At 65.7% G+C, this 23,110-nt stretch carries 23 protein-coding genes; 10 read left to right on the top strand and 13 right to left on the bottom strand.

The window, feature by feature from the left end:
- The first annotated feature begins 263 nt into the window (after nucleotides 1–263).
- Complete coding sequence (locus ACOABP_RS24015; protein WP_474228126.1) at nucleotides 264–1,568, top strand: lipopolysaccharide biosynthesis protein; 1,305 nt, start codon at nucleotides 264–266, stop codon at nucleotides 1,566–1,568.
- Nucleotides 1,569–1,708: 140 nt separating this feature from the next.
- On the opposite strand, the gene ACOABP_RS24020 is transcribed toward ACOABP_RS24015, so the two are convergent.
- The 8 genes from ACOABP_RS24020 to ACOABP_RS24055 form a co-directional block, all read right to left on the bottom strand.
- On the bottom strand, nucleotides 1,709–2,479 hold the full coding sequence (locus ACOABP_RS24020; protein ID WP_474228127.1) for a glycosyltransferase family 2 protein: 771 nt from the start codon (nucleotides 2,477–2,479) through the stop codon (nucleotides 1,709–1,711).
- On the bottom strand, nucleotides 2,476–3,795 hold the full coding sequence (locus tag ACOABP_RS24025) for a hypothetical protein (protein WP_474228128.1): 1,320 nt from the start codon (nucleotides 3,793–3,795) through the stop codon (nucleotides 2,476–2,478). Before ACOABP_RS24025 ends, ACOABP_RS24020 begins: the two co-directional genes overlap by 4 nt.
- A gap of 139 nt (nucleotides 3,796–3,934) precedes the next feature.
- Complete coding sequence (locus ACOABP_RS24030) at nucleotides 3,935–4,870, bottom strand: hypothetical protein (RefSeq protein ID WP_474228129.1); 936 nt, start codon at nucleotides 4,868–4,870, stop codon at nucleotides 3,935–3,937.
- 36 nt (nucleotides 4,871–4,906) lie between these two features.
- Entirely contained in the window at nucleotides 4,907–5,872 is a 966-nt protein-coding gene (locus ACOABP_RS24035; RefSeq protein ID WP_474228130.1) for a GDP-L-fucose synthase family protein, read from the bottom strand.
- Entirely contained in the window at nucleotides 5,865–7,070 is a 1,206-nt protein-coding gene (gene gmd / locus ACOABP_RS24040; protein WP_474228131.1) for a GDP-mannose 4,6-dehydratase, read from the bottom strand. Before gmd ends, ACOABP_RS24035 begins: the two co-directional genes overlap by 8 nt.
- A gap of 171 nt (nucleotides 7,071–7,241) precedes the next feature.
- Nucleotides 7,242–8,186: a response regulator transcription factor gene (locus ACOABP_RS24045; RefSeq protein WP_474228132.1), complete on the bottom strand. Its 945-nt coding sequence runs from the start codon at nucleotides 8,184–8,186 to the stop codon at nucleotides 7,242–7,244.
- An 857-nt stretch (nucleotides 8,187–9,043) separates the two neighbouring features.
- Nucleotides 9,044–9,349: a hypothetical protein gene (locus tag ACOABP_RS24050; RefSeq protein WP_474228133.1), complete on the bottom strand. Its 306-nt coding sequence runs from the start codon at nucleotides 9,347–9,349 to the stop codon at nucleotides 9,044–9,046.
- A 67-nt stretch (nucleotides 9,350–9,416) separates the two neighbouring features.
- The gene (locus ACOABP_RS24055; RefSeq protein WP_474228134.1) at nucleotides 9,417–9,542 is read right to left on the bottom strand and encodes a hypothetical protein; all 126 of its coding nucleotides are present in this window, start codon (nucleotides 9,540–9,542) and stop codon (nucleotides 9,417–9,419) included.
- Between the two features lie 575 nt (nucleotides 9,543–10,117).
- Here ACOABP_RS24055 and ACOABP_RS24060 point away from each other — a divergent pair.
- Nucleotides 10,118–10,258: a hypothetical protein gene (locus ACOABP_RS24060; protein WP_474228135.1), complete on the top strand. Its 141-nt coding sequence runs from the start codon at nucleotides 10,118–10,120 to the stop codon at nucleotides 10,256–10,258.
- 63 nt (nucleotides 10,259–10,321) lie between these two features.
- On the top strand, nucleotides 10,322–10,765 hold the full coding sequence (gene cynS / locus ACOABP_RS24065; protein ID WP_474228136.1) for a cyanase: 444 nt from the start codon (nucleotides 10,322–10,324) through the stop codon (nucleotides 10,763–10,765).
- Nucleotides 10,766–10,865: 100 nt separating this feature from the next.
- On the opposite strand, the gene ACOABP_RS24070 is transcribed toward cynS, so the two are convergent.
- A complete protein-coding gene (locus ACOABP_RS24070; RefSeq protein WP_197497521.1) occupies nucleotides 10,866–11,030 on the bottom strand; it encodes a hypothetical protein in 165 nt (54 codons plus the stop codon).
- 388 nt (nucleotides 11,031–11,418) lie between these two features.
- Here ACOABP_RS24070 and ACOABP_RS24075 point away from each other — a divergent pair, with 388 nt between their 5' ends.
- A complete protein-coding gene (locus ACOABP_RS24075; protein ID WP_474228137.1) occupies nucleotides 11,419–12,174 on the top strand; it encodes a phosphoribosyltransferase in 756 nt (251 codons plus the stop codon).
- Here ACOABP_RS24075 and ACOABP_RS24080 read toward each other — a convergent pair.
- From ACOABP_RS24080 to ACOABP_RS24095, 4 genes are all read right to left on the bottom strand, one after another.
- Nucleotides 12,149–12,673, bottom strand: a complete 525-nt coding sequence (locus ACOABP_RS24080) for a LeuD/DmdB family oxidoreductase small subunit (RefSeq protein ID WP_474228138.1) — start codon at nucleotides 12,671–12,673, stop codon at nucleotides 12,149–12,151. The genes ACOABP_RS24075 and ACOABP_RS24080 overlap by 26 nt on opposite strands.
- Entirely contained in the window at nucleotides 12,670–13,989 is a 1,320-nt protein-coding gene (locus ACOABP_RS24085) for a 3-isopropylmalate dehydratase large subunit (RefSeq protein ID WP_474228139.1), read from the bottom strand. Before ACOABP_RS24085 ends, ACOABP_RS24080 begins: the two co-directional genes overlap by 4 nt.
- On the bottom strand, nucleotides 13,986–15,002 hold the full coding sequence (locus tag ACOABP_RS24090; protein ID WP_474228140.1) for a tripartite tricarboxylate transporter substrate binding protein: 1,017 nt from the start codon (nucleotides 15,000–15,002) through the stop codon (nucleotides 13,986–13,988). Before ACOABP_RS24090 ends, ACOABP_RS24085 begins: the two co-directional genes overlap by 4 nt.
- A 99-nt stretch (nucleotides 15,003–15,101) precedes the next feature.
- The gene (locus tag ACOABP_RS24095) at nucleotides 15,102–15,884 is read right to left on the bottom strand and encodes a GntR family transcriptional regulator (RefSeq protein WP_474228141.1); all 783 of its coding nucleotides are present in this window, start codon (nucleotides 15,882–15,884) and stop codon (nucleotides 15,102–15,104) included.
- A 674-nt stretch (nucleotides 15,885–16,558) separates the two neighbouring features.
- Here ACOABP_RS24095 and ACOABP_RS24100 point away from each other — a divergent pair.
- The 6 genes from ACOABP_RS24100 (at nucleotide 16,559) to ACOABP_RS24125 (ending at nucleotide 22,814) form a co-directional block, all read left to right on the top strand.
- Nucleotides 16,559–18,121: a hypothetical protein gene (locus tag ACOABP_RS24100; RefSeq protein ID WP_474228142.1), complete on the top strand. Its 1,563-nt coding sequence runs from the start codon at nucleotides 16,559–16,561 to the stop codon at nucleotides 18,119–18,121.
- A gap of 175 nt (nucleotides 18,122–18,296) precedes the next feature.
- Nucleotides 18,297–18,758 (top strand): hypothetical protein, encoded by a 462-nt coding sequence (locus ACOABP_RS24105; RefSeq protein WP_474228143.1) that lies wholly within the window; start codon nucleotides 18,297–18,299, stop codon nucleotides 18,756–18,758.
- Entirely contained in the window at nucleotides 18,755–19,453 is a 699-nt protein-coding gene (locus ACOABP_RS24110) for a C39 family peptidase (protein WP_474228144.1), read from the top strand. The genes ACOABP_RS24105 and ACOABP_RS24110 overlap by 4 nt, the downstream gene beginning before the upstream one ends.
- 13 nt (nucleotides 19,454–19,466) lie before the next feature.
- Entirely contained in the window at nucleotides 19,467–20,627 is a 1,161-nt protein-coding gene (locus ACOABP_RS24115) for a hypothetical protein (RefSeq protein ID WP_474228145.1), read from the top strand.
- A 72-nt stretch (nucleotides 20,628–20,699) separates the two neighbouring features.
- The gene (locus tag ACOABP_RS24120; protein ID WP_474228146.1) at nucleotides 20,700–22,136 is read left to right on the top strand and encodes an acetate kinase; all 1,437 of its coding nucleotides are present in this window, start codon (nucleotides 20,700–20,702) and stop codon (nucleotides 22,134–22,136) included.
- A 165-nt stretch (nucleotides 22,137–22,301) separates the two neighbouring features.
- Nucleotides 22,302–22,814: a DUF1269 domain-containing protein gene (locus ACOABP_RS24125; RefSeq protein ID WP_066737745.1), complete on the top strand. Its 513-nt coding sequence runs from the start codon at nucleotides 22,302–22,304 to the stop codon at nucleotides 22,812–22,814.
- The last annotated feature ends 296 nt before the right edge of the window (nucleotides 22,815–23,110 follow it).

Consider the following 23,110-nt stretch of genomic DNA (forward strand, 5'->3'; position numbering starts at 1 on the left):
GGCTCGTGCGGACGGATTCCGGCGCCTGGGCGCGCCACGAAGATGACTGGCTGCGAGCTGCAGGCTGCGGGTAAGCTGCGGGTGTATGCGCCAGGCAATACGGGCCAGGCACGGTGCCAGTGTCCACGGTTTGTCCCGCGACAACTGTGTGGCAACACACGCACGCTGGCCGCCAGGCCTTGCTTTCAGGGTGTGTGCCAGCGCACAGAGGCTGGGCGCGACAGGCGCGATGCTGCCGGAGTCGGCCTGTGTCAGGAACCATCATGAACCGGATTGCACGCGGTATTGGCGCCAATGTATATGCCCAGGCGTCCACCGTCGCCACACAATTGCTGAGCGTGCCCTTGCTGCTGGCCGCCTGGGGGCCGGAGCGCTACGGCACCTGGCTGATGCTGCTGACCGTTGCCGCCTATCTGGGCCTGTTCGAATTCGGTTTCACCGGCGTGGCGATGAACCGCATGATCATGGGCATTGCGGCGGGCAAGGCCGACATGGCCATGGTGAGCTACCAGTCTGCCATTGCGCTGATTCTTTGTGTCGGCGTGGTGATGTCGGCCGCCGCGGTGCCGGTAGGCATCGCCGTGGCCGCGCCCGTGGCCAGATGGCTGGGCATGGATCCCGGCGACGTGCTGCCTGCCGCGCTGATGATCGTGGTGCAGGTGATCGCGCAGATGCATGTGATGCTGCTGTGCGGCGTGTACCAGGCCGAGCAGCGCTATGCCCAGTCGACCATCTGGACCAATACCGCACGGCTGATCGAGTTTACGCTGGTGTCGGCTGGCGCGGTCTGGCTCAAGGCCGGCTTCGCGGAATTGCTGGGCGTGATCGCGCTGACGCGCGTGGGGTTGGTATTGGGGATGTACGTGCACGCCTGCCGGTTCGCGCCGTGGGCGCGGCTTGGCCTGAAGCACGCCTCGCTGCAGGACCTGCGCCAGATGCTGCTGCCGGCGATCGCCATGCTGGCATTTCCGTTCGGCAATGCGCTGAACCTGCAGGGAATCGTGCTGCTCGCGGGCACGGTGTTCGGGCCCGTGGTGGTGGCCCATTTCTCGGCCATGCGCACGCTGGCGCGCATACCGTACCAGCTGTCGCAACTGGTCAATCTGGCGCTGGCGCCGGAGATCGGCCGGCTGTATGGCGAAGGCAAGACTCTGGCGCTGCGATCGCTCTATCGCCGTTCCACCGCCGGCTGCATTGCGCTGGCCGTGCTGTCGAGCGGGGCGCTGTACGTGCTGGGCGACTGGATCTGCCGCTACTGGACGCACGGCAAGCTGCTGCCCGAGCATCCGGACTACGAATGGCTGCTGCTGGCCGCCGTGGTGAATTCGCTGTGGTACACCGGCTCGCTGATGTTCACGTCGACCAACAACCACACGCGCTATTCGCTGGTGTACCTGAGCGCCAACGCGGCCGGGCTGCTGGTGGCCTGGCTGGCGGGCAGGACGCTTGGCAGCTCGGCCGTGGCGCTGGGCGTGCTGGCTACCGAGGTGGTGCTGTTCCTGGCACTGCTGCCGCGCATCCGCGTGTTTGTACGCAGCGGCATGGTGGCGCCGAACCCGACGCCCTGAGCGGGAGCTTCGAAGCGGCAGGCTTTCCCGAACATTCCGCGCAAACGCAAATGCGGCCCGCCACGAAAGTGGCGGGCCGCATTTTCTTGCATCAATCCCGGAGGATTCCGGCGGGGCGCCTGCCGCGCGCCGGCTGGAAACTACCGCCAGCGCGTGGGCAGACGGGTAACCAGGTGCTTTTCAGCCCAAAGCACGCAGTGCGGGATCACGTCGTACGGGCGACGCTCGCGGTTCATGACCTTGCGGAACATGCGGGCGCCGTCGCGGTAGAACTGTTCGATCAGACGGTTGCTGCCGGTGATCGATGTGGGGTGGATCCGGAACAGGCCAAGGTGACGCCGCGACACGCGAAACCGTGCGCCGCGCACGGCCATGTCCAGCAGCAGCTCGCCATCCCAGCTGCTGCAGTTCTCGATGTTGAAGCCCTGCACGGCGTGGAAGGTCGGCGCGCGGAAGAAAACGCCCTGCTGGAACAGGTTGGCGGCGCCGTAGACAATGCGCAGGCGCGACATGGTCGAGGCGCGGATCTCGCGCAGCAGCTTGCCGTCGCCGTCGATCTTGTAGCCGCTGCCGCACAGTACGTCGATCTCGGGTTGGGCCTCGAAGATCGACGCGGCATAGTCCAGCGCCCCAGGCAACAGCGCATCGTCGGCATTGAGGAAGTAGAAGATCTCGCCTGTGGCCTGCCGGAAGCCGTTGTTCAGGCCGTCGGCGGGCCCGCGGTCGCGCTCGTAGACACGCTGGAGGCGGTCGCCGTAGCTGTCGATGATGTCGCGGCTGCCATCGGTGCTGCCCGGGTCCACCACGATGTATTGCAGGTTGCTGTAGTTCTGGCCGAGGACGGAATCGATGCAGGTGCGCAGATACTGTGCCTGGTTAAATGAAATCGTGACGATGCTGATCTTGATCACACGGACCTCGCGAATTTGAACCTGGACGGACGCGTACCCGTTTCTGCGGGCGCGCGGAAGCGGACGCGGTGCTGCTGAAGGGCGCTGAACGCGAATATGATCCCGACGAACACGGCTGCCTGCCAGCGGTTGGCGGCTCCGAACGGCGAGAAGAAGGCGTCCCAGATGAACTGTGGCAGCGCCACGCAGAAGTAGATCGGCATGTACCTGGCTTGCAGCAGGAACATGCGCAGGCAGCCGCCCACCACGCTCAGCCAGAAGATGCCGCCGGCGATGCCGCACCAGACCATCGCGCCCATCAGGTACGAGTGCGTCGGAATCATCGTGGATTCCAGTTCGTCGAACTTGTCGGTCAGGGCCATGCCCATCTGGTGGGTCAGGCGGTTGTACTCGTCGACGTAGCCGTTGCGGTCGAGCGCCCATGAACCGTGGCCCAGCAGCGGCGCATCGAGGAACGCCTTGACCGAAATGACGATTTCCGAGCGGCCGCCAAACAGGATGCCGTACTCGCTGGTGGCCTGCACGGTGTACTTGTGTACCGATTCGGGCGACAGGAAGCCGAATTCCGCCGAGTGCGCGAAGATCAGCGTGAATACCACGTTGAGGATGTAGATGACGGTCGCCAGTACGGCGAAGATCAGCAGCACACCGCCTGGCTTGCGCACCAACTGCCCCAGCTTGCGCATGAATGGGGAATTGCGGGCCACGAACACGATCGCGCCCAGCACCGACATGGCGGCAAGGCTGCGGAAGTCGAACACGATCGACGTGGCGGAAAACACCAGCAGCCAGCCCACGGTGGACAGCTTGCCCGCACGCCGCGCGGACAGGTACGCCAGCAGCAGCGCCAGCAACGGCGTGGCGAAACCCCACTTCCAGGGATTCATCAGCGCCGCCTCCATCGGGTTCATGACCGTTTCCCACATCTGGAACATGGTCGTGCCCGCCAGGAAGTACCAGATGCGCCGCTCCTGCCCGTGGTTGAAGTGCGTGGCAATGGCGTACACGGTGCCAAAGAAGACCAGCGGCGCCAGCACGCCCTTGAGCGACGTAGTAAGGTCGGTGTGGTTCTGGATGTCGGACAAGGACTGCGCGACACACCACATGAGCGTGAGCGCGAACAACGGGGCCAGCTTGCGGTCCACCTTGAACGACGACAGGCCGTAGGCTGTCATGCACAGCGCCAGCAGTTCGCCGATGTAGATTTCGCCCAGCAGCACCACGCGGATGCCCGAAACCACGCCCAGCGCGAAGTAGAAGGTCGCGTGGTCTCCTTCGGCCCAGGGCCGCCGGCGTGTCAGAGAAAGCTGCCGCATCTGCAATCCTGTTGTGGTTGCAACGTCTACGAGTGCATCCGGACGGCCAGGCCGACCCAGCCGTCAGATGCCGTGTCAGCAGGTTCCCATCGGGCTGCTGCGGTATCTGTGCGTCGCCGCACACGAATCCGGCAGGGGCCTAGCCAACCACCCGCTTGAGTGACTGGACGACCGATTCCAGCCCATGCCGGCAGCGCAGCCGGTCTGCGGTGTCGCGCAGCGTCCACATCAGCTGCGTGCGCAGATGGCCCATGCGGGTCTTGTAGAACGTGTGCTCGGTGTACTCGGCGTTGATCATCGCCGGGTTGATATAGATGCGATGGCCGGCCGCGCGCAGGTCGTCGTGGAACGAGATGTGCTCGTTGACTTCCTCGCCGTTCGCGTCGATGCCAACATAGTGGCCTTTCACGAAGGCCTCGCGCTTGTAGATGGCGAAACCCCCGCCGGCGGATTCCACCTCGATCGGCGCGGTATCGGCAGGGATGTGGATCTGCTTGGAACCCACGCACATGTCGAACGCCTGGCGCGGACCCACCGTGCCCACCACGGCGTTGTAGGCCTTCCAGCAGTCCCCCGGCGCCCAGTACGGATGCCGCAGGGCCCAGATGTCGTAGTAGCACAGGCGCTGGTTGGCGGTAATGCCGCTCCAGTCGACATCGGTGTCCCAGCAGGACAGCACCCCGGCGGCGTCGAGCGCCGTGTTGAGGCCGTCCATGTCTGCCTCGACGATGTAGTCGATATGCGCATACTCGGGCGCCGAGCGGATCAGGTTCACATACTGGTTGCGGCAGATCGAAATGCGGTCGCAGCGAACGGGGTGCTCGGCGCGCAGATGCCCCATCGATACGAAGGCAAAGCCGGGCCGCGTGCTGGCGAGCCGTTGCAGCGTCCCGATCGAGTCGTCCGACGAATCGCTTTCGACCAGCAGGAAACTGACCGACGCGAACGGCGACAATGCCCGGGCCAGCCGTTCGGTTTCCTTTTCGATGGTGCCGCTGCAGTTCCGTACCGGCCCGGCCACCAGCACGTGCGACTCCGCCGCGGGCTTCCTGAGCATGCGCGATGCGTTTGCCATGGTGCGCGTCTCCATTCTGGCAGCCAACGGCGGTGGTCAGCCGATGATGCCGTCGCGCACGATGTCGCGATAAGTGGACTGCAGGCCCTCTGCCAGCCCGATATGAGGCCGCCATCCCAGACTGGTGATGGCGCTGTTGTCCAGCAGCTTGCGCGGCGTGCCGTCGGGTTTCGATGGATCGAACGTGATCTCGCCCCGGTAGCCCACCGCGCTGGCCACCATGTGCGCCAGTTCGCCGATGGTCACGTCGAAGCCACTGCCTGCGTTCAGGTGCGTGCCGCCGGACCCCGCGCAGGCATCGTAGACTTCGCGGTCGACGGCCATGACCTGCAGGCAGGCCTGCGCCAGATCGTCCACGTGCAGGAACTCGCGCCGTGGCATGCCGGTGCCCCAGATGGCGATTTCCGGTGTTCCGCTTTCACGCGCTTCGTGGAAGCGGCGCAGCAGGGCCGGAATCACATGGCTGTTTTCGGGATGGTAGTTGTCGCCGGGCCCATACAGGTTCGACGGCATCAGGCACCGGTAGTCGGTGCCGTACTGGAGGTTGTAGCTCTGGCACAGCATGATGCCGGCGATCTTGGCCAGCGCGTAGGGCGAGTTGGTGGACTCCAGCTCGCCAGTCAGCAGCGCTGCCTCGACAATCGGCTGCGGCGCGAGCTTTGGGTAGACGCAGCTCGATCCAAGGTACAGCATCTTGCGCACGCCGGCCTGGTACGACTCATGGATCACGTTTGTCGCCATCGCCAGGTTCTGCTGGATGAACTCGGCGCGGTACGTGTTGTTGGCATGGATGCCGCCGACCCGGCCGGCAGCCATGTAGACCATGTCCACCGGTTCGGACGCAAAGAAGGCACGCACCTGCTGCTGGTCAGTGAGGTCCAGCTCGGCATGCGTGCGGCACACCACGTTGACGTCGCCACGCGCGGCAAGCGCGCGGGCGATGGCCGACCCCACCATGCCGCGGTGGCCGGCCACGAAGACGTTGGGTCGCGAATCACTCATGGTAGTTGTAGGTCCGGAAGCCTGCCATCTTGACCAGTGCGTCGCGTCGCGCCGAGGCGAAATCGGCTTCGATCATCTCGTGCACGAGCTCGTCGAACGTGATGCGCGGCGACCAGCCCAGCTGCTCGCGTGCGCGGGTGGGGTCGCCCAGCAGCGTTTCCACCTCGGTCGGGCGGAAGTAGCGCGGGTCGACGCGCACGATCACATCGCCCACCTTGCAGCGCGACGACAGCTGGCGCCGCACATCGTCGATCTGGGTAATGATGCCCACCTCGTCGACGCCATCGCCTTCGAAACTCACCGTGATGCCGAGCTTGCGCGCCGCCAGCGTGACAAAGTCGCGCACGCTGTGCTGTTCGCCGGTGGCGATGACGAAATCCTGCGGCTTGGCCTGCTGCAGCATCAGCCATTGCATCTCGACATAGTCGCGCGCATGGCCCCAGTCGCGCAGTGCCGACATGTTGCCCAGGTACAGCGTGTCCTGCAGGCCCAGCGCGATCCGCGCGATGGCGCGTGTAATCTTGCGCGTGACGAAGGTCTCGCCGCGCACCGGGCTTTCGTGGTTGAACAGGATGCCGTTGCACGCGTACATGCCGTACGCTTCGCGATAGTTCACCGTGATCCAGTAGGCGTAGAGCTTGGCCACCGCATAGGGGCTGCGCGGATAGAAGGGCGTGGTCTCGCGCTGCGGGATTTCCTGCACCAGGCCGTACAGTTCCGACGTGGACGCCTGGTAGAAGCGCGTGTCCTTTTCCATGCCAAGGATGCGGATCGCTTCGAGCAGGCGCAGCGAACCGACGGCGTCTGTGTTGGCCGTGTACTCGGGTTCCTCGAACGACACCTGTACATGGCTCTGCGCCGCGAGGTTGTAGATCTCGTCCGGTGCCGCCTGCTGCACCACGCGTACCAGGCTGGCCGTGTCGGTCATGTCGCCATGGTGCAGGATCAGGTTGCGCTGCACTGCCTGCGGGTCTTCGTAGAGGTGATCGATGCGCTCGGTATTGAACAGCGAACTGCGGCGCTTGATGCCATGGACCTCGTAGCCTTTGGCGAGCAGAAATTCGCTCAGGTACGAACCGTCCTGCCCGGTGATGCCGGTAATCAATGCCCGGCGCTTGCCGTTGCGGCCTTGCGGGACCTGCGAATCGCCGGCCCTGTCTTCCGTGTGGAGGAGGTTGTCCAGTTCGTTTGCGCCCATGACAGTCACATGTTGGTTTGCGGTAATGCGGACTGTATGGGGTGCTGCACCGGACCAACTGTCTGCTAGCCCACACAGCGGCGGCGGGCGATGAAAGCCGGGGTGCCAGAATGAAAAAGGCGCCTTCCGGAGAAGGCGCCTGTTGTATCCACCAATATGTGCAGGGATGTATCAGACCGACAGGCCGTTGGCGTCGAATGGCGCCTCGCCGTTGCGTGCAAACACCCGCCGCGTTCCACCGTCGCGTGCCGCGTGCTCGTCACCGTTGACCCACTCCAGCGTGGCGCCGCGCTGCAGGGCGGCGTAAACCGCCTCGCCCTTGTTGCGCACCTTGAGTCGCTGGTACAGCGTGCATGCATGGCTTTTCACCGTCGCCACGGAGATATTGAGCATGCGGCTGACCGTCTTGATGGGATAGCCGCGCGCCAGCAATACCAGCACTTCGTACTGGCGCGGCGTGATCTTGAGCATTTCCGCTTCGTCGTAGCTGGGCTCTTCCTCGGCCATCGGCATGCCGTTTGCGGGCGCTGCAGGGGCAGAGGCGATAGGCTGGCCCGGACGCAGGCTGGTCAGGTCACGCACCGCCACGGCGGCACGCATGGCGCTGGCGCACGTGGACGGCGATGCCGCATCCGGGGGCGTGGCCGGTGCCAGCGGCAGCGGAGCAGCGGATGCCAGCGACGTGGTGGCCGGCATGGCCGAGCGCGACGCTACGGGCGTGGCCACGGCCTCACCCGCGAACATCAGCCCCTGGACGCTGGAAATGGCCAGCCGGATGGCGGCTTCGATCACGGCCAGCGACGCAGACTTGGGCAGGCAACCGCAGATGCCGCGTGCGGCATCGGGCGACGGCACATGCAGCGGCAATGTATCGGCCAACACCAGGATGCGCTGCGGCGTCAGCCGGTCGCGGGCCTGTTCCAGTTGTTCCCAGCCGAGGGCCTGGTCGGCAGGCATGCCGAAGACCAGCAGGTCGGCGTTTCGGTGTGGAATCTCCAGGCGGTTGACGTCGGCTGGCGCCAGCGCCAGTACATGTCCGGATTCCTGGATGGTTTCGAGCATCTGCAGCAGCCCGAGCCGGAGCAGCGGATGCTCCTCGATCAGCAAGGCGTTCATTCTTCTTGACTCCCCGTTTGTGGGTGAGATGCGGGACGCTTTGCGTGTGGGAACTACACCGCTGGACTGTGCGCCATCATGGATGGCACCGTGTACTTCAGCTGTAACCCCGTGCTTCCGTGTCAGTCGATGCCCGTTTGTTAGAAGGGCTTGTCCGCGCGACCAGAAGTATGACCCGTACCCGAACCCGAAAGAAAATCTCGCTCCTAAATCGAAACTTAAATTCATCTTATGGGCTGGTTGGAACGAATGCAAGCGCACGGGTAGTGGTTGATGCCGGGTTGTAATGCGTTCCACCACATAATCCATTGCGGGGATCGTGCATTCGGCTGGAGAAGTATTCCAAAAGCCATCCAACGGGCTCTGTCACAGGGGTTTCACGATTGATACAGCACCTCCCGCAGTTGTTTCACGCATGCAACCGATTTGAATGAAAATGGCGCAGCGAATATCAAAAACTCACCCGCTTGGGGGGTGTGGCATTAACGGAATTGGTGTTTGGTGACGCATTGCTGAAACCGCGCGAAAATGTTCCGGACGTCATCATTTTCAATCACGACTTTCGTGGGGAGTCTGGCGGACTAGTGCAAAAGGATGAAGCCCGGATCGTGCCTTGGCAGGAAAGAAAATCGTGTTGTACCGTTGCCGCCGCCCCGTCTGCAACCTGCTTGGGATGGATGCTGCGACCACCCCGGAAAGCAAAGCGGGCCGGACCCCATGCCCGTGGGTCCGGCCCGCTTTGCTATTTGTTGCGCTGCCCGCTGCACTGCCTGGTTGGGCGTGCCGGCTACCGTAGTCGCATGCTGCGTCGGCGGCCGGGTGCGAGCGTGCGCTGACTTACCATGGCTCGCCGCGCATCAGCGGGTCCAGTAGCCAGGACGCTTGTACCAGCCGTGCGGCCCGCGTACCCAGTTGTCGGGGACATAGCGCTGTCCGGGGCGGGCGGACTGCCAGTAGCCGCCACGCCACGCATAGCCACTGCTGGCGCGGTCATAGTGGCCCGGCACCCACACCTGGCCCGGGCGCGGGCCGGGGCGCACCTCGTGGTGCGGCGGCGGGGGTGGGCTCTTGTAGTACCCGTGTGCCTGCGCGGCAGGCGACAGCAGACCAAAGACGCCACCCGTGGCAAGGACGGTGGCAGCAAGCAGGATCTGGCGTTTCATATGGATCTCCTTGAGGCGAGGGCGCCGGAATTAAGAAAAAGGCGGTCGATCGTCAGACGCGATTCGCTTAGTAGCGACCACCGCGGTAGTAGTCGTTGTGATAGTGCGGGCCACGTGGCGGCACCACGATGCAGGCCGACAGCAGGGCGCTGGTGGTGGTGAGCAGGATGGCCAGGGCGATTGCGCGTTTCATGAGAGAGGCTCCGTATCGGGTTCGCGTTGAACACGGCTTCACTCTAGCGGCGCGCCCCGGGCCGGCGCGGTTGCACTTGTAAGGCTGTCTCACATGGCCGTTTGTCCATTTGACGTTTTCGATGTCCCTTGGCGCCACCCGCTAGCCCTTGTCTGGCAAGGGTTTGCGGGAATGTGACGTGTACGTTGAAAAGATGTCTGACGGGTCAGTGGCTGGTAATGTGGCGTTACATCGGAAATGAGTCATGCAAAGATTTGGCGGTGCCTGCGGCGATTCGGGCGGCGATTCCGGCCGATGTCCGAGCCCGTTTTCGGGTGCGTTGCACGACGCGGCTGCGCCGGTCATCGCAATGGGGGTCTGCCACGTTGTTCGCAGAAACGGGTACGCTTCAGGCGTGCCGGGCGAGTTGCCGGTTTCCCCGTGGCGGTGCGCGAACCAGGCCATCGGGGAGGCGGCGGGCAGCTGAACGCCCCACGATGCGTCATCGCGCCCGCCAAATGTCCCAATGCACGTGCCGGCACGATGGCACGAAGCTTGCGCCAATCAGTTCGCCGTATTCCCGGAGGGAGGACGTCATGCCGGTCATGTTCATCGTGCTGGTCCTGCAGGCACTTGAAGGCCTGAGCCCCCTCACAGTGCCGCAGTTCGCACGCGTGAGGTTCGACGACGGCGCCACCGATGCCGTTGCCGTCATCGAGCGCACGCAGTCACCCTAGCCACGCGCCGGCGCGACGGCTCTCTCCGGGCAAGGACCATCCAACCAGACCGGAGAGACTGACATGAATCGCCAGGACGTGACCGACCTCATCATTGAAGCCAAGGTAACGCGCGGCATCTCGTGGGCCCAGGTGGCCGACCGCGTGGGCAAGAGCAAGGAATGGACGACCGCCGCCTGCCTGGGCCAAATGACCTTCGACGAGGCCGGCGCCCGCGCGGTGATGGATATCTTCGACCTGCCTGCCGAGGCCGAGCCGTGGCTGCGCACCGTCCCCTACAAAGGCTCTCTGCCGACGCAAGTACCCACTGACCCGCTGATCTACCGGTTCTACGAACTGATCAGCGTGTATGGCACCACGTTCAAGGCGTTGATTCACGAGGAATTCGGCGACGGCATCATGAGCGCCATCGACTTCCGCATGGACTTGCAGCGCGAGGCCGATCCCAACGGCGACCGGGTGCGCATCGAGATGTCGGGCAAGTTCCTGCCCTACAAGACCTACTGAAGCTTCATCAAGAGCCGCTGAGTCCGTGCGGACGGCCGCGGCTGCGCCACCGTCCCAGGCACGTTGCCGGCGGGCTCCCGGCAGCGGGAGCCGCCAGACTTCAGCCGAAGTATTCCTGGTAGTAGCGCGTGCATGTGCCCGTCTGGCGGAACGTGTAGGGCAGTTCCGCCATGGCGGCCGCTTCCAGCGAGCCAAACGGGATATCGAGATCGGCCTCGGTGTGATCGGCCACGTCGTCAGGGCGGGAGATGTGTTGCGGATTCACGATAACGCTCACTCAATCTACGGCGGCCTGCCGGCCGCCTCGTTGCAAGGGATCTGGTCGTCGGGCGGAAATTGCCGCCACGCAGCAATCCTACGGAACGATGGTCGCCGGATCATCGGGTAAACGCTGAAAAGACTGTTTCAGTTCGGGGATCAATCGCGGCTGCCGATCGGGTTCATTGCGGCGCCGGCGCAACAAGGCACGGGGTGGTCCCGCCACAACACCCGGCGAAGAAAATCCCCCGCCGTGGGCACGGCCCGGGTCTATAGTGGCTGTGGAACGCGCGCCGCAACCGGTTCGCCACCGGTTCACAAGCGCTTCGCAAGCGCGTCAAAAGCCATACGTAAGCGGTTATTCACTTTCACGTTACCTGATGCAGGAGCCCGCCATGAGCCTGCCGCCCTGCTTTGCCGATCGCCACGAGGCAGGCCAGTATCTTGGCCGCCGGCTGGTCGAACTTGGCTACTCGCGCCAGGCCGATGGCGATCCTCCGCTGGTGCTGGCATTGCCGCGCGGCGGGGTGCCCGTGGCTCACGAAGTGGCCCGGGCCGTCGACGGCAAGCTGGACATCCTGCTGGTACGCAAGATCGGTGCGCCCGGCTATCCCGAGCTGGCGCTCGGTGCCGTGGTGGAGGGCGATGACAGCGGACACGGCCCGCACACGGTCATCAACGACGATCCCTGGGTGCAGCGGGCGGTGGAATCGGGGGCATTCGATGCCGAACGCGGGCGGCAGCTTGGCGAGATCTGCCGCCGCCAGCAGCGTTATCGCCAGGGGCGGCCGGTGGTGGCCATGGCAGGCCGCTGCGTGATCGTGGTGGACGATGGCGTGGCAACGGGCGCCACGATGCGCGCAGCGCTCGATGCCGCGCGCATGGCGCGGGCAGCCCGTATCGTGGCGGCCGTGCCGGTGGGTTCGTCACAGGGTCTGGACACGCTGCGCGAAGTGGCCGACGAGGTCGTGTGCCTCAACACGCCGGTCAGCTTTGGCGCGGTCGGGGCGTTCTATCTCGATTTCACACAGACTTCGGACGACGAAGCCATGGCGCTGCTGCGCGCGGCCCAATGCGCTTCCACGCTGCCGCACCCCGCGGCATGGCCGCGCGGTGAGCAGCCGCTCAGGGACGGCCCGTTTGCCCGTTGAGACGCGATTTCAGGTGTGGCACCAGGCCGCCCGCATGCAGCAGGGCGCGCAGGAAATCGGGCACCGGTTCGCATGCCACGCAAGCACCATCCTCCAGCCGTAGCAGCGCGCCATCGAGATCGAATGTGGCGCGTGTGCCATCGGCCAGCGAATCGGCCTGTCGGCATACAAGTACGGGCAGGCCGATATTGATGGCATTCCGATAGAACAGACCCGCGAACGATTGGGCCAGGACTGCGGCGACGCCCAGATGCCTGAGTGCCTGCGCGGCCTGCTCGCGCGATGATCCCATGCCGAAGTTGGTGCCTGCCACGACGATGTCGCCCGGCCGCACATGCGTCGGAAACTCCGGACGCAGGTTCTCCAGGCAGTGACGCGCCAGTTCGTCGAGGCCGGACTTCATGTACAAGCCCGGCGCCATGGCGTCGGTATCCACGTCATCACCGAAACGCCAGATGCGGCCGGCGGGCGGCGGGGCAAAATCGGGGGCAGGGGTCATGCGAGCAGCGTTCGGGGGTCGGTAATCTGGCCGGTAACGGCGGTGGCTGCCACGGTCATGGGCGACGCCAGCCAGACCGCGCTGCCGGCATCGCCCATGCGTCCGGCGAAATTGCGCGCGGTCGAGGCAATCGCCCGGCTGCCGGCAGGAAAGCGGCTGGCACCATAGCCCGCGCAGGCATTGCATGCGTTCGGCAGCAATTCGGCGCCGGCATCGATCAGTACGCCCAGCGTGCCTTCCTGCATCGCCAGCGCCTGGTCGCGCGCCGAAGCCGGCGCCACGCGCAGGGACATGCCGGCGGCCACCTTGCGTCCGCGCAGTACGCGCGCCGCCATGCGCAGGTCTTCGAGCTTGGCACCGGTACATGCGCCGATATAGGCGATGTCGATGCGTTCGCCCGCTGCCTGCGTCACGGGCGCGCCGTTGGCCGGACTGTGTGGTGCGGCCACGTACGGCGCGAGCATCGTGGCGTCGAAACGATGTGTCTGCAGCACCGGCGCATCGGCATCGCTGCGCCACTGGCGCGGATCGATGGCAGCCAGCGTTGCCGCGTCGACACCCGCCGCTGCCAGCCACGCCATGGTCGTGGCATCGGGCGCGATCAGTCCCGTCTGCGCGCCCAGCTCGGTACACATGTTCGTGAGCGTCATGCGTTCCTGCATCGGCAGCGCCGTGATCGCGGCACCGGTGAATTCGATGGCTTCGTAACGGCCGCCCGCCAGGCCCAGCGTGGCGCACAGGAACAGCATGATGTCCTTGGCGCAGACGCCATCGGCCAGCTTGCCGTGCCAGTCCAGGCGAATGGTCTGCGGCACACGCAGCCAGATCTCGCCCGTGGCCAGCACGCCGGCCATTTCGGTGGCGCCCACGCCGAACATGTAGGCACCGAAGGCGCCGCCGGTGGGGCTATGGCTGTCGCCGCCGACGATAAAGCGGCCCGGCAGCACGAAGCCGCGCTCGGGCAGCACCAGGTGACAGATGCCCTGGTTGTCGATGAAGTTGGGAATGCCGGCTTCGCGCACCCAGTCGCGCGTGAAGCGCACGATGGCTTCGGCGTCGGGGTCCGATGCCGGCACGTAGTGATCGGTGACCACGACGTAGCGCGAAGGGTCCCACACGCTTGCGCCAAGATCCCGCAGCAGCGGTGCCACGCGGCGCGGTCCGCTGGAGTCGTGCGACATCGCCAGGTCGACCTTGCACATCACGATGCTGCCCGGTGTGACATGCGCCGAGCCAGCCGCGCGCGCCACGAGCTTTTGCGCGAGCGTGGCGGGCAACTGAACGGGGTCGACGGCGTTGTCGCTGGACAGCGTCATTCCGGCTGGGCTCCCGAATACTTCACCACGGTGGCCCAGCGCTTGACGTCCTGCTTCACGAAATTGGCGAACTCGGCGGGTGGCATGCCGCTGGGCTGGGCGCCATCGTTCTCCAGCCGCTTGCGCACGGCCGGCTGCTCCAGTCCGTGGCGTGCCGCCTGATAGAGCGTCTGCGTGATCTCGGGCGGCAGGTTGGCCGGGCCGAACAGGCCGAACCATGCGCTCGATTCAAAGCCCTTCACGGTCGCGCCAATCGGCAGCGCACCGGGGAACTGCGGCAGCGGCGTGGGGCTGGTCACGCCCAGCACCTTGAGCTTGCCGGCCTTCACATGCTGCGCCACGTTGATGGTGCTGGCGAACATCAGGTCCACCTGGCCGGCCAGCAGGTCGGTGATGGCAGGGGTGGTGCCCTTGTACGGGATGTTGACGATGTACGTGCCGGTCATCATCTTGAACATGTCGCCGGCCAGATGCACCGACGAGCCCACCGAGCCGATGCCGAAATTGAGCTTGCCCGGTTCGGCGCGCGCCAGCTTGATCAGTTCGGGGATGTTGTTGGCCGGCAGCTTCGGCGTGGCTACCAGCACGCTGGGCACGTTTGCCACCAGCGTGATCGGCGTGAAATCCGCAATCGGATCGAACGGCAGCTTCTTGTACAGCGTGGCGTTGATCGTATGGCTGGTAAAACTCATCAGCAACGTGGTGCCGTCGGCCGGGGCCTTCGCCACCATGTCGGCGGCGATGTTGCCACCGGCGCCGGGCCGGTTCTCGACCACCACGGGCTGGTCAAGCGTCTGCGAGATTTCCTGGGCGATGGTGCGGGCCAGCGTGTCAGTGGTGCCCCCGGCGGGGGCGCCTACCAGAATGCGGATCGGCTTGCCGCCGGCAATGGCAGCCTGGGCGGCCGGCGCAGCCAGCAGCGATGCCAGGGCCAGCAGCGCGAGCGCGCGGCGGCGGCCTGGTTGGATGGAGGTGCGGGCCGGATGATGCGCGCCCGGGCGAACGACTGGCATGACTAAGGCTCCTCGCAGTGTGATCTGGAGTGCGCAGTATGGCCCGAAATGCCTGGCCCGGAAAAGGCTTGGAGGCGCAGGGAAATCCCTGCGCCGCGATCAGTCGCGCAGGCCGGTGCGGGTTTCGTTTTCCACCCACACGTTCGCGCTGTCGCCACCGCCCATCGGGGACAGCTCCATGCGGTATTCGTAGCGGTCCGGACGGTACTGGCCCATCAGCAGCTGCACCGGGCGGCCGGCCTTGTCCAGCACCACGCGGCGCACGGCCAGCAGCGCGCCACCTACGGGCACGTCGAGCAGCGGTGCCACCACCACATCGGCCAGACGCGCGGTCAGCACCTGCGACGCACGGCCCAGCTCGACACCGGCGGCTTCGAGCAGGCGCAGCATCGGCGTGGACTCCAGATCCTTGCGGGCCAGCGGACGGCCCAGATCGGCAGGCAGGTAGGTGGTGATGTGCGACAGCGGACGGCTCTTGTAGTGGCGTACGCGCACGATCTTGATGACGGGGTCGCCCACCTGGATCTGCAGTGCCTCGGCCACTTCAGGCGTGGCATGCACTTCGTCGATCGAGACGACCTTGACCGCCGTCTTCTCGCCCATGTCGATGATGGTGCCGAGCAGGCTGGTGACGCGTTCCTCGGAGGCCTGCGGCTTGACCGGGTGCGGGTTCACGAACGTGCCCAGACCGCGATGCCGGCGGACCAGGCCTTCCTGCACCAGGCGGTCGAATACGCGACGCATCGTCACGCGCGACGCATGGAACTGCTTGGCAAGGTCGATCTCGCCAGGCAGCGGGCCCTGGCCGAAACGGCCTTCCACGATCTGCTGGCGGAGCACCACGTAAATCTGGTGATACAGGGGGACGACGGCTTCACTCATGGTTTGCCCTGGCGAATGCGCTAACAAGTGTTGACGCGACTAATGTACTGTAAATCAGACATAGAGCCTAGCATGAAACACCACTGCGGCGCCCGGGCCACTGTGTTACGGCACATTTAACGGCAGGGGCTTGCGCGGCATCCAGGTTCCGCAAGAAACGCTGCCTGATCCATGCGATTCCCGCCGTGCCCTGGCGCACATGCACTGGCCTGGCTTCCTGCAGGTGTCCGCGTGAATGACTGCTGGTCGACTGCCACCCCGAGAGCGGCATACGAATCATCCCCGCGGCTTTGTTTCATGGCCGTTACGCCGCGTGGCCATGCGGGTTTGCGGGGAGGTGCGCGCTAACTCATTGAATGCAGGCGGCTTTTTGCCGAAGTGTTGGCCGGTGGCCGACAACCGGCCGGAACCCGTGTCACAGCCCTGTGACATGTCGACTGCCAAGCACAGGCCTCGGCGTGCGGTTGGCCGCAAATCCACCTGGAAAGTTCCCGTCGAAGAACCCGTCAGCCGTTGTATTTCAACGGAATTCCGCCGTGTGCTTGCGGGCTGGCACTGAATATGCGCAAGGGGAGGCTGGTCTGGTAACCGTGCCGGACCTGAACCTCCAGCCGATGTTCTCGAGAGCGCCGGCCGGAGGCTGAGCCGCAGTACAAACTTCCTGGGAGCTTCGTATGAAAAAGACTTTACTCGCGTCGGCGATTACCCTGGTTTTTGCAGGCGCAGCATGGGCTAACCCGACGAACAACAACACGACCGGGGGCGGGAACGACCAGACGGCCACCGCAAACTCCACGCAGAGCGGCGGCGGGGCCAACGCCAACGAGAATTCCACTGCGACTCAGGACAACTCGGACCGTAGCACCAGCACTTCCACCCGGACTGCAACGCTGACGTCCAACCGGACTTCCACCCGTACGTCGACCGCGACCAACTCGCGTAACCGCACCGACCAGGACATGGACGGCTACGGTAACGCGGCAGCTGCCAACGGCAGCACCGCCACCGCCAATTTCTCCAATTCGTTCAACAGCAGCCGCGCCATTGCGGTCAGCAAGCTGAGCGGCACGGTGTCGGGCAACGCCATCAACCATATCGGCAACTACGCCACCAATAACGGCAACGCCAATGGCGCGACCGGCGGTGCTGGTGGCCGTGGCGTTGGCGGCACGGGCCAAGGCGGCTCGGGCGGCAACGGCGGCAATGGCGGCAACAGCGGCAACGGCGGCGCTGGCGGCAGCGGTGGTGCGGCCAACAACGGCAGCGCTACCGCAGGCGCAGCGAGCAATGGCGGCTCGGTGGCTGGCAATGGCGGCAGCGGCGGCACGGCTTCCGGCTATGGCGGCGATGGCGGCAGCGCCCGCGGCTATGGCGGCGATGCACTGTCGGCAAGCCTCGGTGCTGGCGGCCGTGGCGGCTCGGCCCTGGGTGCTGGCGGCAGCGCAGGTGCCGGTTCGCGTGGCGGCTCGGGCGGCGATGGCGGCTCCGGCCGTGCCAGCGGCGGCTCCGGCCTGGGTGGTGGTCTGGGCGCAGGCCTGGGCGGCGGCCTGGGTGCTGGCGGCAGCAGCGGCGCATCGAACCAGTCGAATGACAAGGGTGCAGGCAATGCGGGCACCGGCACGGCAACGGCCGCAGCTGGCGGCGCGGGCACCGGCTCCGGTACCGGTACGGGCTCGGGCACCGGCACCGGCTCGGGTGCAGCGGGTACGGCAACTGGCGGCGCGGGCGCAGCAGGTGGCGCAGCCGCGGCAACGGCCAGCGGCGGTGCTGGTTCGGGCACGGGCGGTGCTGGCGGTGCTGGCACGGCCACGGCAGGCGCTTCCACAGGCGGCGCTGGCTCGGGTACCGGTGGTGCTGGCGGTGCGCAAACCAGCGTAGCCGGCGCCGGCGGCGCGGGCGGCAGCGCAACCAACGGTGGTTCGTCGACCTCGGCCTCGAATGGCAGCGCAACGGCGGGTAACGGTGCCGTGGGCGCAACCTCGGGTGCCGGCGGTGCAGGCGGTGCCGGTGGTGTTGGCCAGGGCGGCACGGGCGGCGCCGGCAACGGTGCAGTCGGTGGCGCTGGCGGCAACGGCGGTACCAACTACGTCGATGCCGGTACCTTCAACATGTCCAACGCCATGACCAGTGTCGGTCAGTCGGCCGCGGGCATCATGATCGCCAACCAGAACAGCGGCATGGCATCGCTGGTGCAGCAAAGCGTGAACGTGCAGGCCAACCTGGCTGTCGGCAAGTAAGCGTCCTGACGCGTCGTATGTGCCGCTCCGCACGGAGCGGCACTGCACCGCCAGGATTGAATGACAGGGTAGCGCGGCGCGGTCATGCCGCCCGCGCTGCCAGGTCGAAAGCCTGCAGGTCTGAAAACATGGCCCGGATGGGGACCATGTTTCGGAGCACGAGGGGAGACGCACCATGCGATCGCATCGCCCAGCTGTCGTGACACTCGCGACAGCCCTTCTGGTCTGGCCGTTCATGCAGGCCAATGCAGGGCCGCCCAGCGCCGAGGCTTCCGCCACGGCCGTAGCGGTCGCAAGCAGTGACACGGGCGCAGCCACGGTAGTGGCCGGCGCGGTGACCAGCGTGTCGGCGGCAGCGCCCGGCGCCGGTCCGAAACTGAACATATTCGGCACGGCCGCGGCGGCCGTGGCGACCGAGAAACTCGATGATGTGCGCGGTGGCGCCGAAGTGGTGGTCAACGACATGCGGCTGCATGGCACGGTTGGCGACAACGCAGCCATCAACACCATCTCCGGCAGCAACATCGTGTCGGAAGGATCGTTCTCGAACGCTGCGGGCTTGCCGACCGTGATCCAGAACACGGGCAACAACGTACTGATCCAGAACGCGACCATTCTCAACGTCCAGTTCAAATGATCATGCGCAGCTTGCTGTGTAAGGCCGCTTGCGCGGTCGCGGTGCTGGGCGGCGTTGCTGCCGCCCACGCCGATACGGTCCGCGTGCCCGGAGACCAGGGCAATTCGTACACCGTACCGGTCACCAGCCTGCGCGAGGCACGCTTCCGGACCACCATTCGCCAGCAATACGACTTCAGCTGCGGGTCGGCGGCGGTGGCCACGCTGCTGACGTTCCAGTACAACTTGCCGACGTCGGAGCAGACGGTCTTTGCCAACATGTACGTCAACGGCGACCAGGCCAAGATTCGTGCCGAGGGCTTTTCGCTGCTCGACATGAAGCGGTTCCTGGAGTCGCGCGGCTTCCAGGCCGATGGCTATGAGCTGCCACTGTCAAAGCTGGAAGAAGCGCAGATCCCGGCGATCGTGCTGATCGTCGAGAACGGCTATCACCATTTCGTCGTCGTGAAGGGCGTCAAGGGCAACCGTGTCCTGATTGGCGACCCGGCACGCGGCACACGCGCACTCGAGCGCGAGCATTTCGAACGGATCTGGGACAGCAGCCTGCTGTTCGTGATCCACAACCGCACAGAACAAGCGCGATTCAACCTGGCCGCTGACTGGCGAGTGGCGCCGAGCGGCCCTTACTGGATGGGAGTACCAAGAGACAGTCTGTTCTTCACCGTCATGCCCAAGCATGGCGCCTCTGATTTCTGAGTTGAGGAACATCATGGCCCAGACAAACAATTCCAACGCGCCCAGACGCGCGGCCGGTCATGCCACCGCTGCCGTGCTGCTGGGCGCGGGCCTGGCCTGCGCTGGCAATGCGCACGCCGGCGCCGAAGCACTGGCCACGGAGAACACCGAAGCCGCCGGGAGCGCCGCCGTGGCGATCCCGACCGCGATCGACATGACCGCGCTTCCGGCAGCCACCGAACTGGCGGCACTTGTGGAACGCGTGGCCGATCCGCCGTCCGTTGTGCCCGAATTACCAGGCGAAGCGACTGACCAGAAAGACATCGCCGCCAAGGCAGTATCCGTTTCCGAACCCGTTGTGGTCGCAGCCGTCGCCGAAGCGCCTGCGCGAGTGGTTCCGGTGGACAAGGCCAGCGTGGCCCGGCATCACCCCCCTGAGGACCCGCTGGCGGTGGCCATGACACTGGCTGCGCGGGATCCCGGTGCGCCGGTGGCCGATGCGCGCAAGCAAATGGCCAAGTGGAAGCCGGTCGCGCAGGCGCGGCTTGAAGAGTCGCGCGGCGGGTTCGACGCTGGGGGCCTGCAGGTGGGCTTCGGCATCGATCGTGCCGTGTTCGTCAATGGTGCCCTGGCGGTGTCCACCAGCATCACCATTCCCAATGTCAGCAGCATCACCGCCGCGCAGGCCAACCTGCTGGCGCAGGCGCTGGGGCCGGTCACCGTGGCCGTAACGGCGGCCAACAGTGCGGCCAGCGCCGCAGTGGCAGCCGCCCAGGCAGCCGCTGCCGCCGCGGCGCAAGCCGGACAACCTGCCGTCGCGGCAGCCCAGGGGGCGGCCGCCAATGCCCAGGGCGCGGCGGGCGCGGCCAGCAGCACGGCCAGCGCAGCGGCCGCCGGTGCATCGGGCATGGCGACGGGCGCGGCAGGCGTGGCGCAGCAGGCCGTGGCCAACGCAACAGGCACGGTCGTCACCAACGGTCTGCTGACGGTGATCCAGAACGGCGCCGGCAACTCGGCCAACCTCGGTGCGGTATCGAACATGCCCGGTACTGTGATCCAGAATAATCTCAACAACCAGAATATCCAGAGCCTGATGACGCTCAACGCGAGCGTGAATACCCTGGCCGCATTCCGCGAACAAATGGCCAACACCGCGTTGAACAGCGTTCTCCAAAGGTCAGCCGCAATGAGGTAACAAGCGTGTAGTCATGAACGAACAGGCGCGGGCCCTGCAGTATGCCCGCCGTCCCCGGGGGAGGAAGACGTCATGAAGAAGCGTTCACTGCAGGGCATCGGCTATGCCGGTTGCTCCATGCTGCTGCTGGGCGGCATGGCCCAGGCCCAGACACCGCCTGATGCGGGGCCGCCGGCCGCCAGCAGGCTCGAGTCGCTGCAAAAGGAACTGGCCGACCAGGCCAGGCAGCTGGAGGAAATGAAGCGGGCGCTGGCCGAGCAGCAGGCCACGATCCGCGAACTGCGCAGCACCGTCGATAGCGAGGCGCTGTCGCGCAAGCGCGGCGGGCAGGCTGCCGGCGTGACAGGCGGCAACATGGCGACCAACGCCGCCGCCGCAGGTGCGGGCGCCAGCGCCACGCAGATCAACAACACCGCCCAGCAGGGCGTGCAGGCACAGCAGGCCCCGGAAGCCGCGCCGCCCGACGCGCCACCGCAGGGCCAGGCCGCGCAGCCCGGCGAATCGGCGGCCGGGGTCGAGGAACCGGTGGGCAAGCCGCCCGAGCGCGATACGCGTCCGCCGGAGATCGCGCCGATCTTCGACCAGCCTGGCGTGCTGACACCGGCCGGCAAGATCATCGTCGAACCCAGCTTCCAGTATGGCTATTCGTCCAGCGACCGCGTGGCGCTGGTCGGCTATACCGTGATCCCCGCCGTCCTGATCGGCCTGATCGATGTGCGGCAGGTCAAGACGACCACCTACATCGGCGCGCTGGCCTTCCGCTACGGCATTACCAAGCGGCTGGAAATCGAAGCGAAGATTCCGTACGTGCATTCGAGCAGCGACACCGTCAGCCGCGAGGTGTTCACCGGCACCGCCGTGGACAACGTGTTCAATTCCAGCGGCAGCGGGCTCGGCGACGTGGAAGCGACGCTGCGCTACCAGCTCAACTACGGCAACGAGAAGATGCCGTTCTTCATCGGCTGGCTGCGCTACAAGTCGAACACTGGCCGCGATCCGTTCGAGGTGGTGACCGACTGCGTGACCCGATGCGTGAGCAATACCACGGGCACCGGGCTGCCGCTGGGCATGCCAACCGGCACGGGCTTCCAGGCGCTCCAGCCGGGCGTGACCTGGCTGCTGCCGACCGACCCCGCGGTGTTCTTCGGCACCTTCAGCTACCTGCACAACTTTGCGCGCGACAATGTCAGCCGCACGGTGCTCAATGGCCAGACCGAGAGCCTCGGCAAGATCGCGCCGGGGGACATCTTCCAGTTCAACTTCGGCATGGGCCTGTCGCTGAACGAGCACGCATCGTTCTCGATCGGTTACGACCAGAGCATCATCTGGCCGACCAAGCAGAACGGACAGACCGTTCCGGGATCGGTGCGCATTACGCAGGGCACGCTGCTGGTGGGCTACTCGTACCGCTTCAACAACCGCTACACGCTGAACCTTTCGGTGGGCGCCGGCCTTACGCGCGACACCCCCGATCTCACTGTGACGGTGCGCCTGCCGATCACATTCTGACCGCATGATGCAGTGCGAGGTGATGCCCGGAATTCTTCCGGCGCACCTCGTCCGGAAGTCAGCCGTTCGGTACCTTGCGCAGTCCATGCGGAGAGAGTAGAACGAACAAAACCGTCCCAGACGGAGGACCCGAATACCGGGGCGGCCTGACAGAGGAGGCAAGTCATGCGCAAACGGATCTTCTGGTTGTTGCCCGACCTGGCAAGCGCCCGCCGTACCATGGACGACCTGCTGCTGGCCCGTATCGAGAACAGTCACATTCACTTCGTCGGACGCGATGGCGCGGACATGACCGGCCTGCACGAAGCGAACCTGTTCCAGACTTCGGACATCGTGCACGCGGCGGAAATGGGTCTGATGGTGGGCGGTGGCGTCGGCATCGTGGCCGGAGTGGTGGTAGCGATGTTCCCGATCGTCAGCGATACACCGCAGTGGGGCCTGGTCGGCGTGCTGGCCGTGCTGGGCGCGGTGTTCGGTGCCTGGGCCGCCAGCATGATCGGCAGTTCGGCCCCCAACAGCAGGCTGCGTGGTTTCGAGAAGGAGATCGAGGCCGGCAAGCTGCTGCTGATGGTGGACGTGCCGCGCGGCCGCGTGGAAGAAGTCGAGACCCTGCTGCAGAAGGCCCATCCGGAGGCCCGTTTCGCGGGGCTCGATCCCGCAGTGCCGGCCTTCCCCTGAAACTGTACGGCGCAGCCTCCGGAGCGCGTCCGGGGACTGCCAGAACGCCTCTGCTTTCGCGCGCCGCACATGGCGCGCTCCGGCGCATGTTCCCCCATGCGCCACGCTGCGGCCACACCGGACCGCCACCGGACCAAACAGGCCCTGGTGTGATGCCGCAGCAACAGTTCCCTTCCCCGGATTGTTCCAGCGTTTGAACAATTACCTCTGATGAGGTACTTTGCGCAATGCCGCCGTGTGGCGCATCGTGACGATGCGTACTGCCGCGCGGCGGGCAGCGGCAAAAAACTATTCAA

It is taken from the genome of Cupriavidus sp. HE11, from assembly GCF_056097175.1.

Excerpts from the sequence above, each read along its gene's own strand:
- ACOABP_RS24095 (WP_474228141.1), bottom strand. The coding sequence starts at position 15,884 with ATGAGTGAAGCCGTCGTCCCCCTGTATCACCAGATTTACGTGGTGCTC.
- ACOABP_RS24125 (WP_066737745.1), top strand. The coding sequence starts at position 22,302 with ATGCGCAAACGGATCTTCTGGTTGTTGCCCGACCTGGCAAGCGCCCGC.
- ACOABP_RS24090 (WP_474228140.1), bottom strand. The coding sequence starts at position 15,002 with ATGCCAGTCGTTCGCCCGGGCGCGCATCATCCGGCCCGCACCTCCATC.
- ACOABP_RS24085 (WP_474228139.1), bottom strand. The coding sequence starts at position 13,989 with ATGACGCTGTCCAGCGACAACGCCGTCGACCCCGTTCAGTTGCCCGCC.
- ACOABP_RS24030 (WP_474228129.1), bottom strand. The coding sequence starts at position 4,870 with ATGGCAAACGCATCGCGCATGCTCAGGAAGCCCGCGGCGGAGTCGCAC.
- gmd (WP_474228131.1), bottom strand. The coding sequence starts at position 7,070 with ATGGGCGCAAACGAACTGGACAACCTCCTCCACACGGAAGACAGGGCC.
- ACOABP_RS24045 (WP_474228132.1), bottom strand. The coding sequence starts at position 8,186 with ATGAACGCCTTGCTGATCGAGGAGCATCCGCTGCTCCGGCTCGGGCTG.
- cynS (WP_474228136.1), top strand. The coding sequence starts at position 10,322 with ATGAATCGCCAGGACGTGACCGACCTCATCATTGAAGCCAAGGTAACG.
- ACOABP_RS24060 (WP_474228135.1), top strand. The coding sequence starts at position 10,118 with ATGCCGGTCATGTTCATCGTGCTGGTCCTGCAGGCACTTGAAGGCCTG.
- ACOABP_RS24035 (WP_474228130.1), bottom strand. The coding sequence starts at position 5,872 with ATGAGTGATTCGCGACCCAACGTCTTCGTGGCCGGCCACCGCGGCATG.
- ACOABP_RS24080 (WP_474228138.1), bottom strand. The coding sequence starts at position 12,673 with ATGACCCCTGCCCCCGATTTTGCCCCGCCGCCCGCCGGCCGCATCTGG.
- ACOABP_RS24100 (WP_474228142.1), top strand. The coding sequence starts at position 16,559 with ATGAAAAAGACTTTACTCGCGTCGGCGATTACCCTGGTTTTTGCAGGC.
- ACOABP_RS24025 (WP_474228128.1), bottom strand. The coding sequence starts at position 3,795 with ATGCGGCAGCTTTCTCTGACACGCCGGCGGCCCTGGGCCGAAGGAGAC.
- ACOABP_RS24050 (WP_474228133.1), bottom strand. The coding sequence starts at position 9,349 with ATGAAACGCCAGATCCTGCTTGCTGCCACCGTCCTTGCCACGGGTGGC.
- ACOABP_RS24120 (WP_474228146.1), top strand. The coding sequence starts at position 20,700 with ATGAAGAAGCGTTCACTGCAGGGCATCGGCTATGCCGGTTGCTCCATG.
- ACOABP_RS24105 (WP_474228143.1), top strand. The coding sequence starts at position 18,297 with ATGCGATCGCATCGCCCAGCTGTCGTGACACTCGCGACAGCCCTTCTG.
- ACOABP_RS24075 (WP_474228137.1), top strand. The coding sequence starts at position 11,419 with ATGAGCCTGCCGCCCTGCTTTGCCGATCGCCACGAGGCAGGCCAGTAT.
- ACOABP_RS24055 (WP_474228134.1), bottom strand. The coding sequence starts at position 9,542 with ATGAAACGCGCAATCGCCCTGGCCATCCTGCTCACCACCACCAGCGCC.
- ACOABP_RS24110 (WP_474228144.1), top strand. The coding sequence starts at position 18,755 with ATGATCATGCGCAGCTTGCTGTGTAAGGCCGCTTGCGCGGTCGCGGTG.
- ACOABP_RS24115 (WP_474228145.1), top strand. The coding sequence starts at position 19,467 with ATGGCCCAGACAAACAATTCCAACGCGCCCAGACGCGCGGCCGGTCAT.
- ACOABP_RS24015 (WP_474228126.1), top strand. The coding sequence starts at position 264 with ATGAACCGGATTGCACGCGGTATTGGCGCCAATGTATATGCCCAGGCG.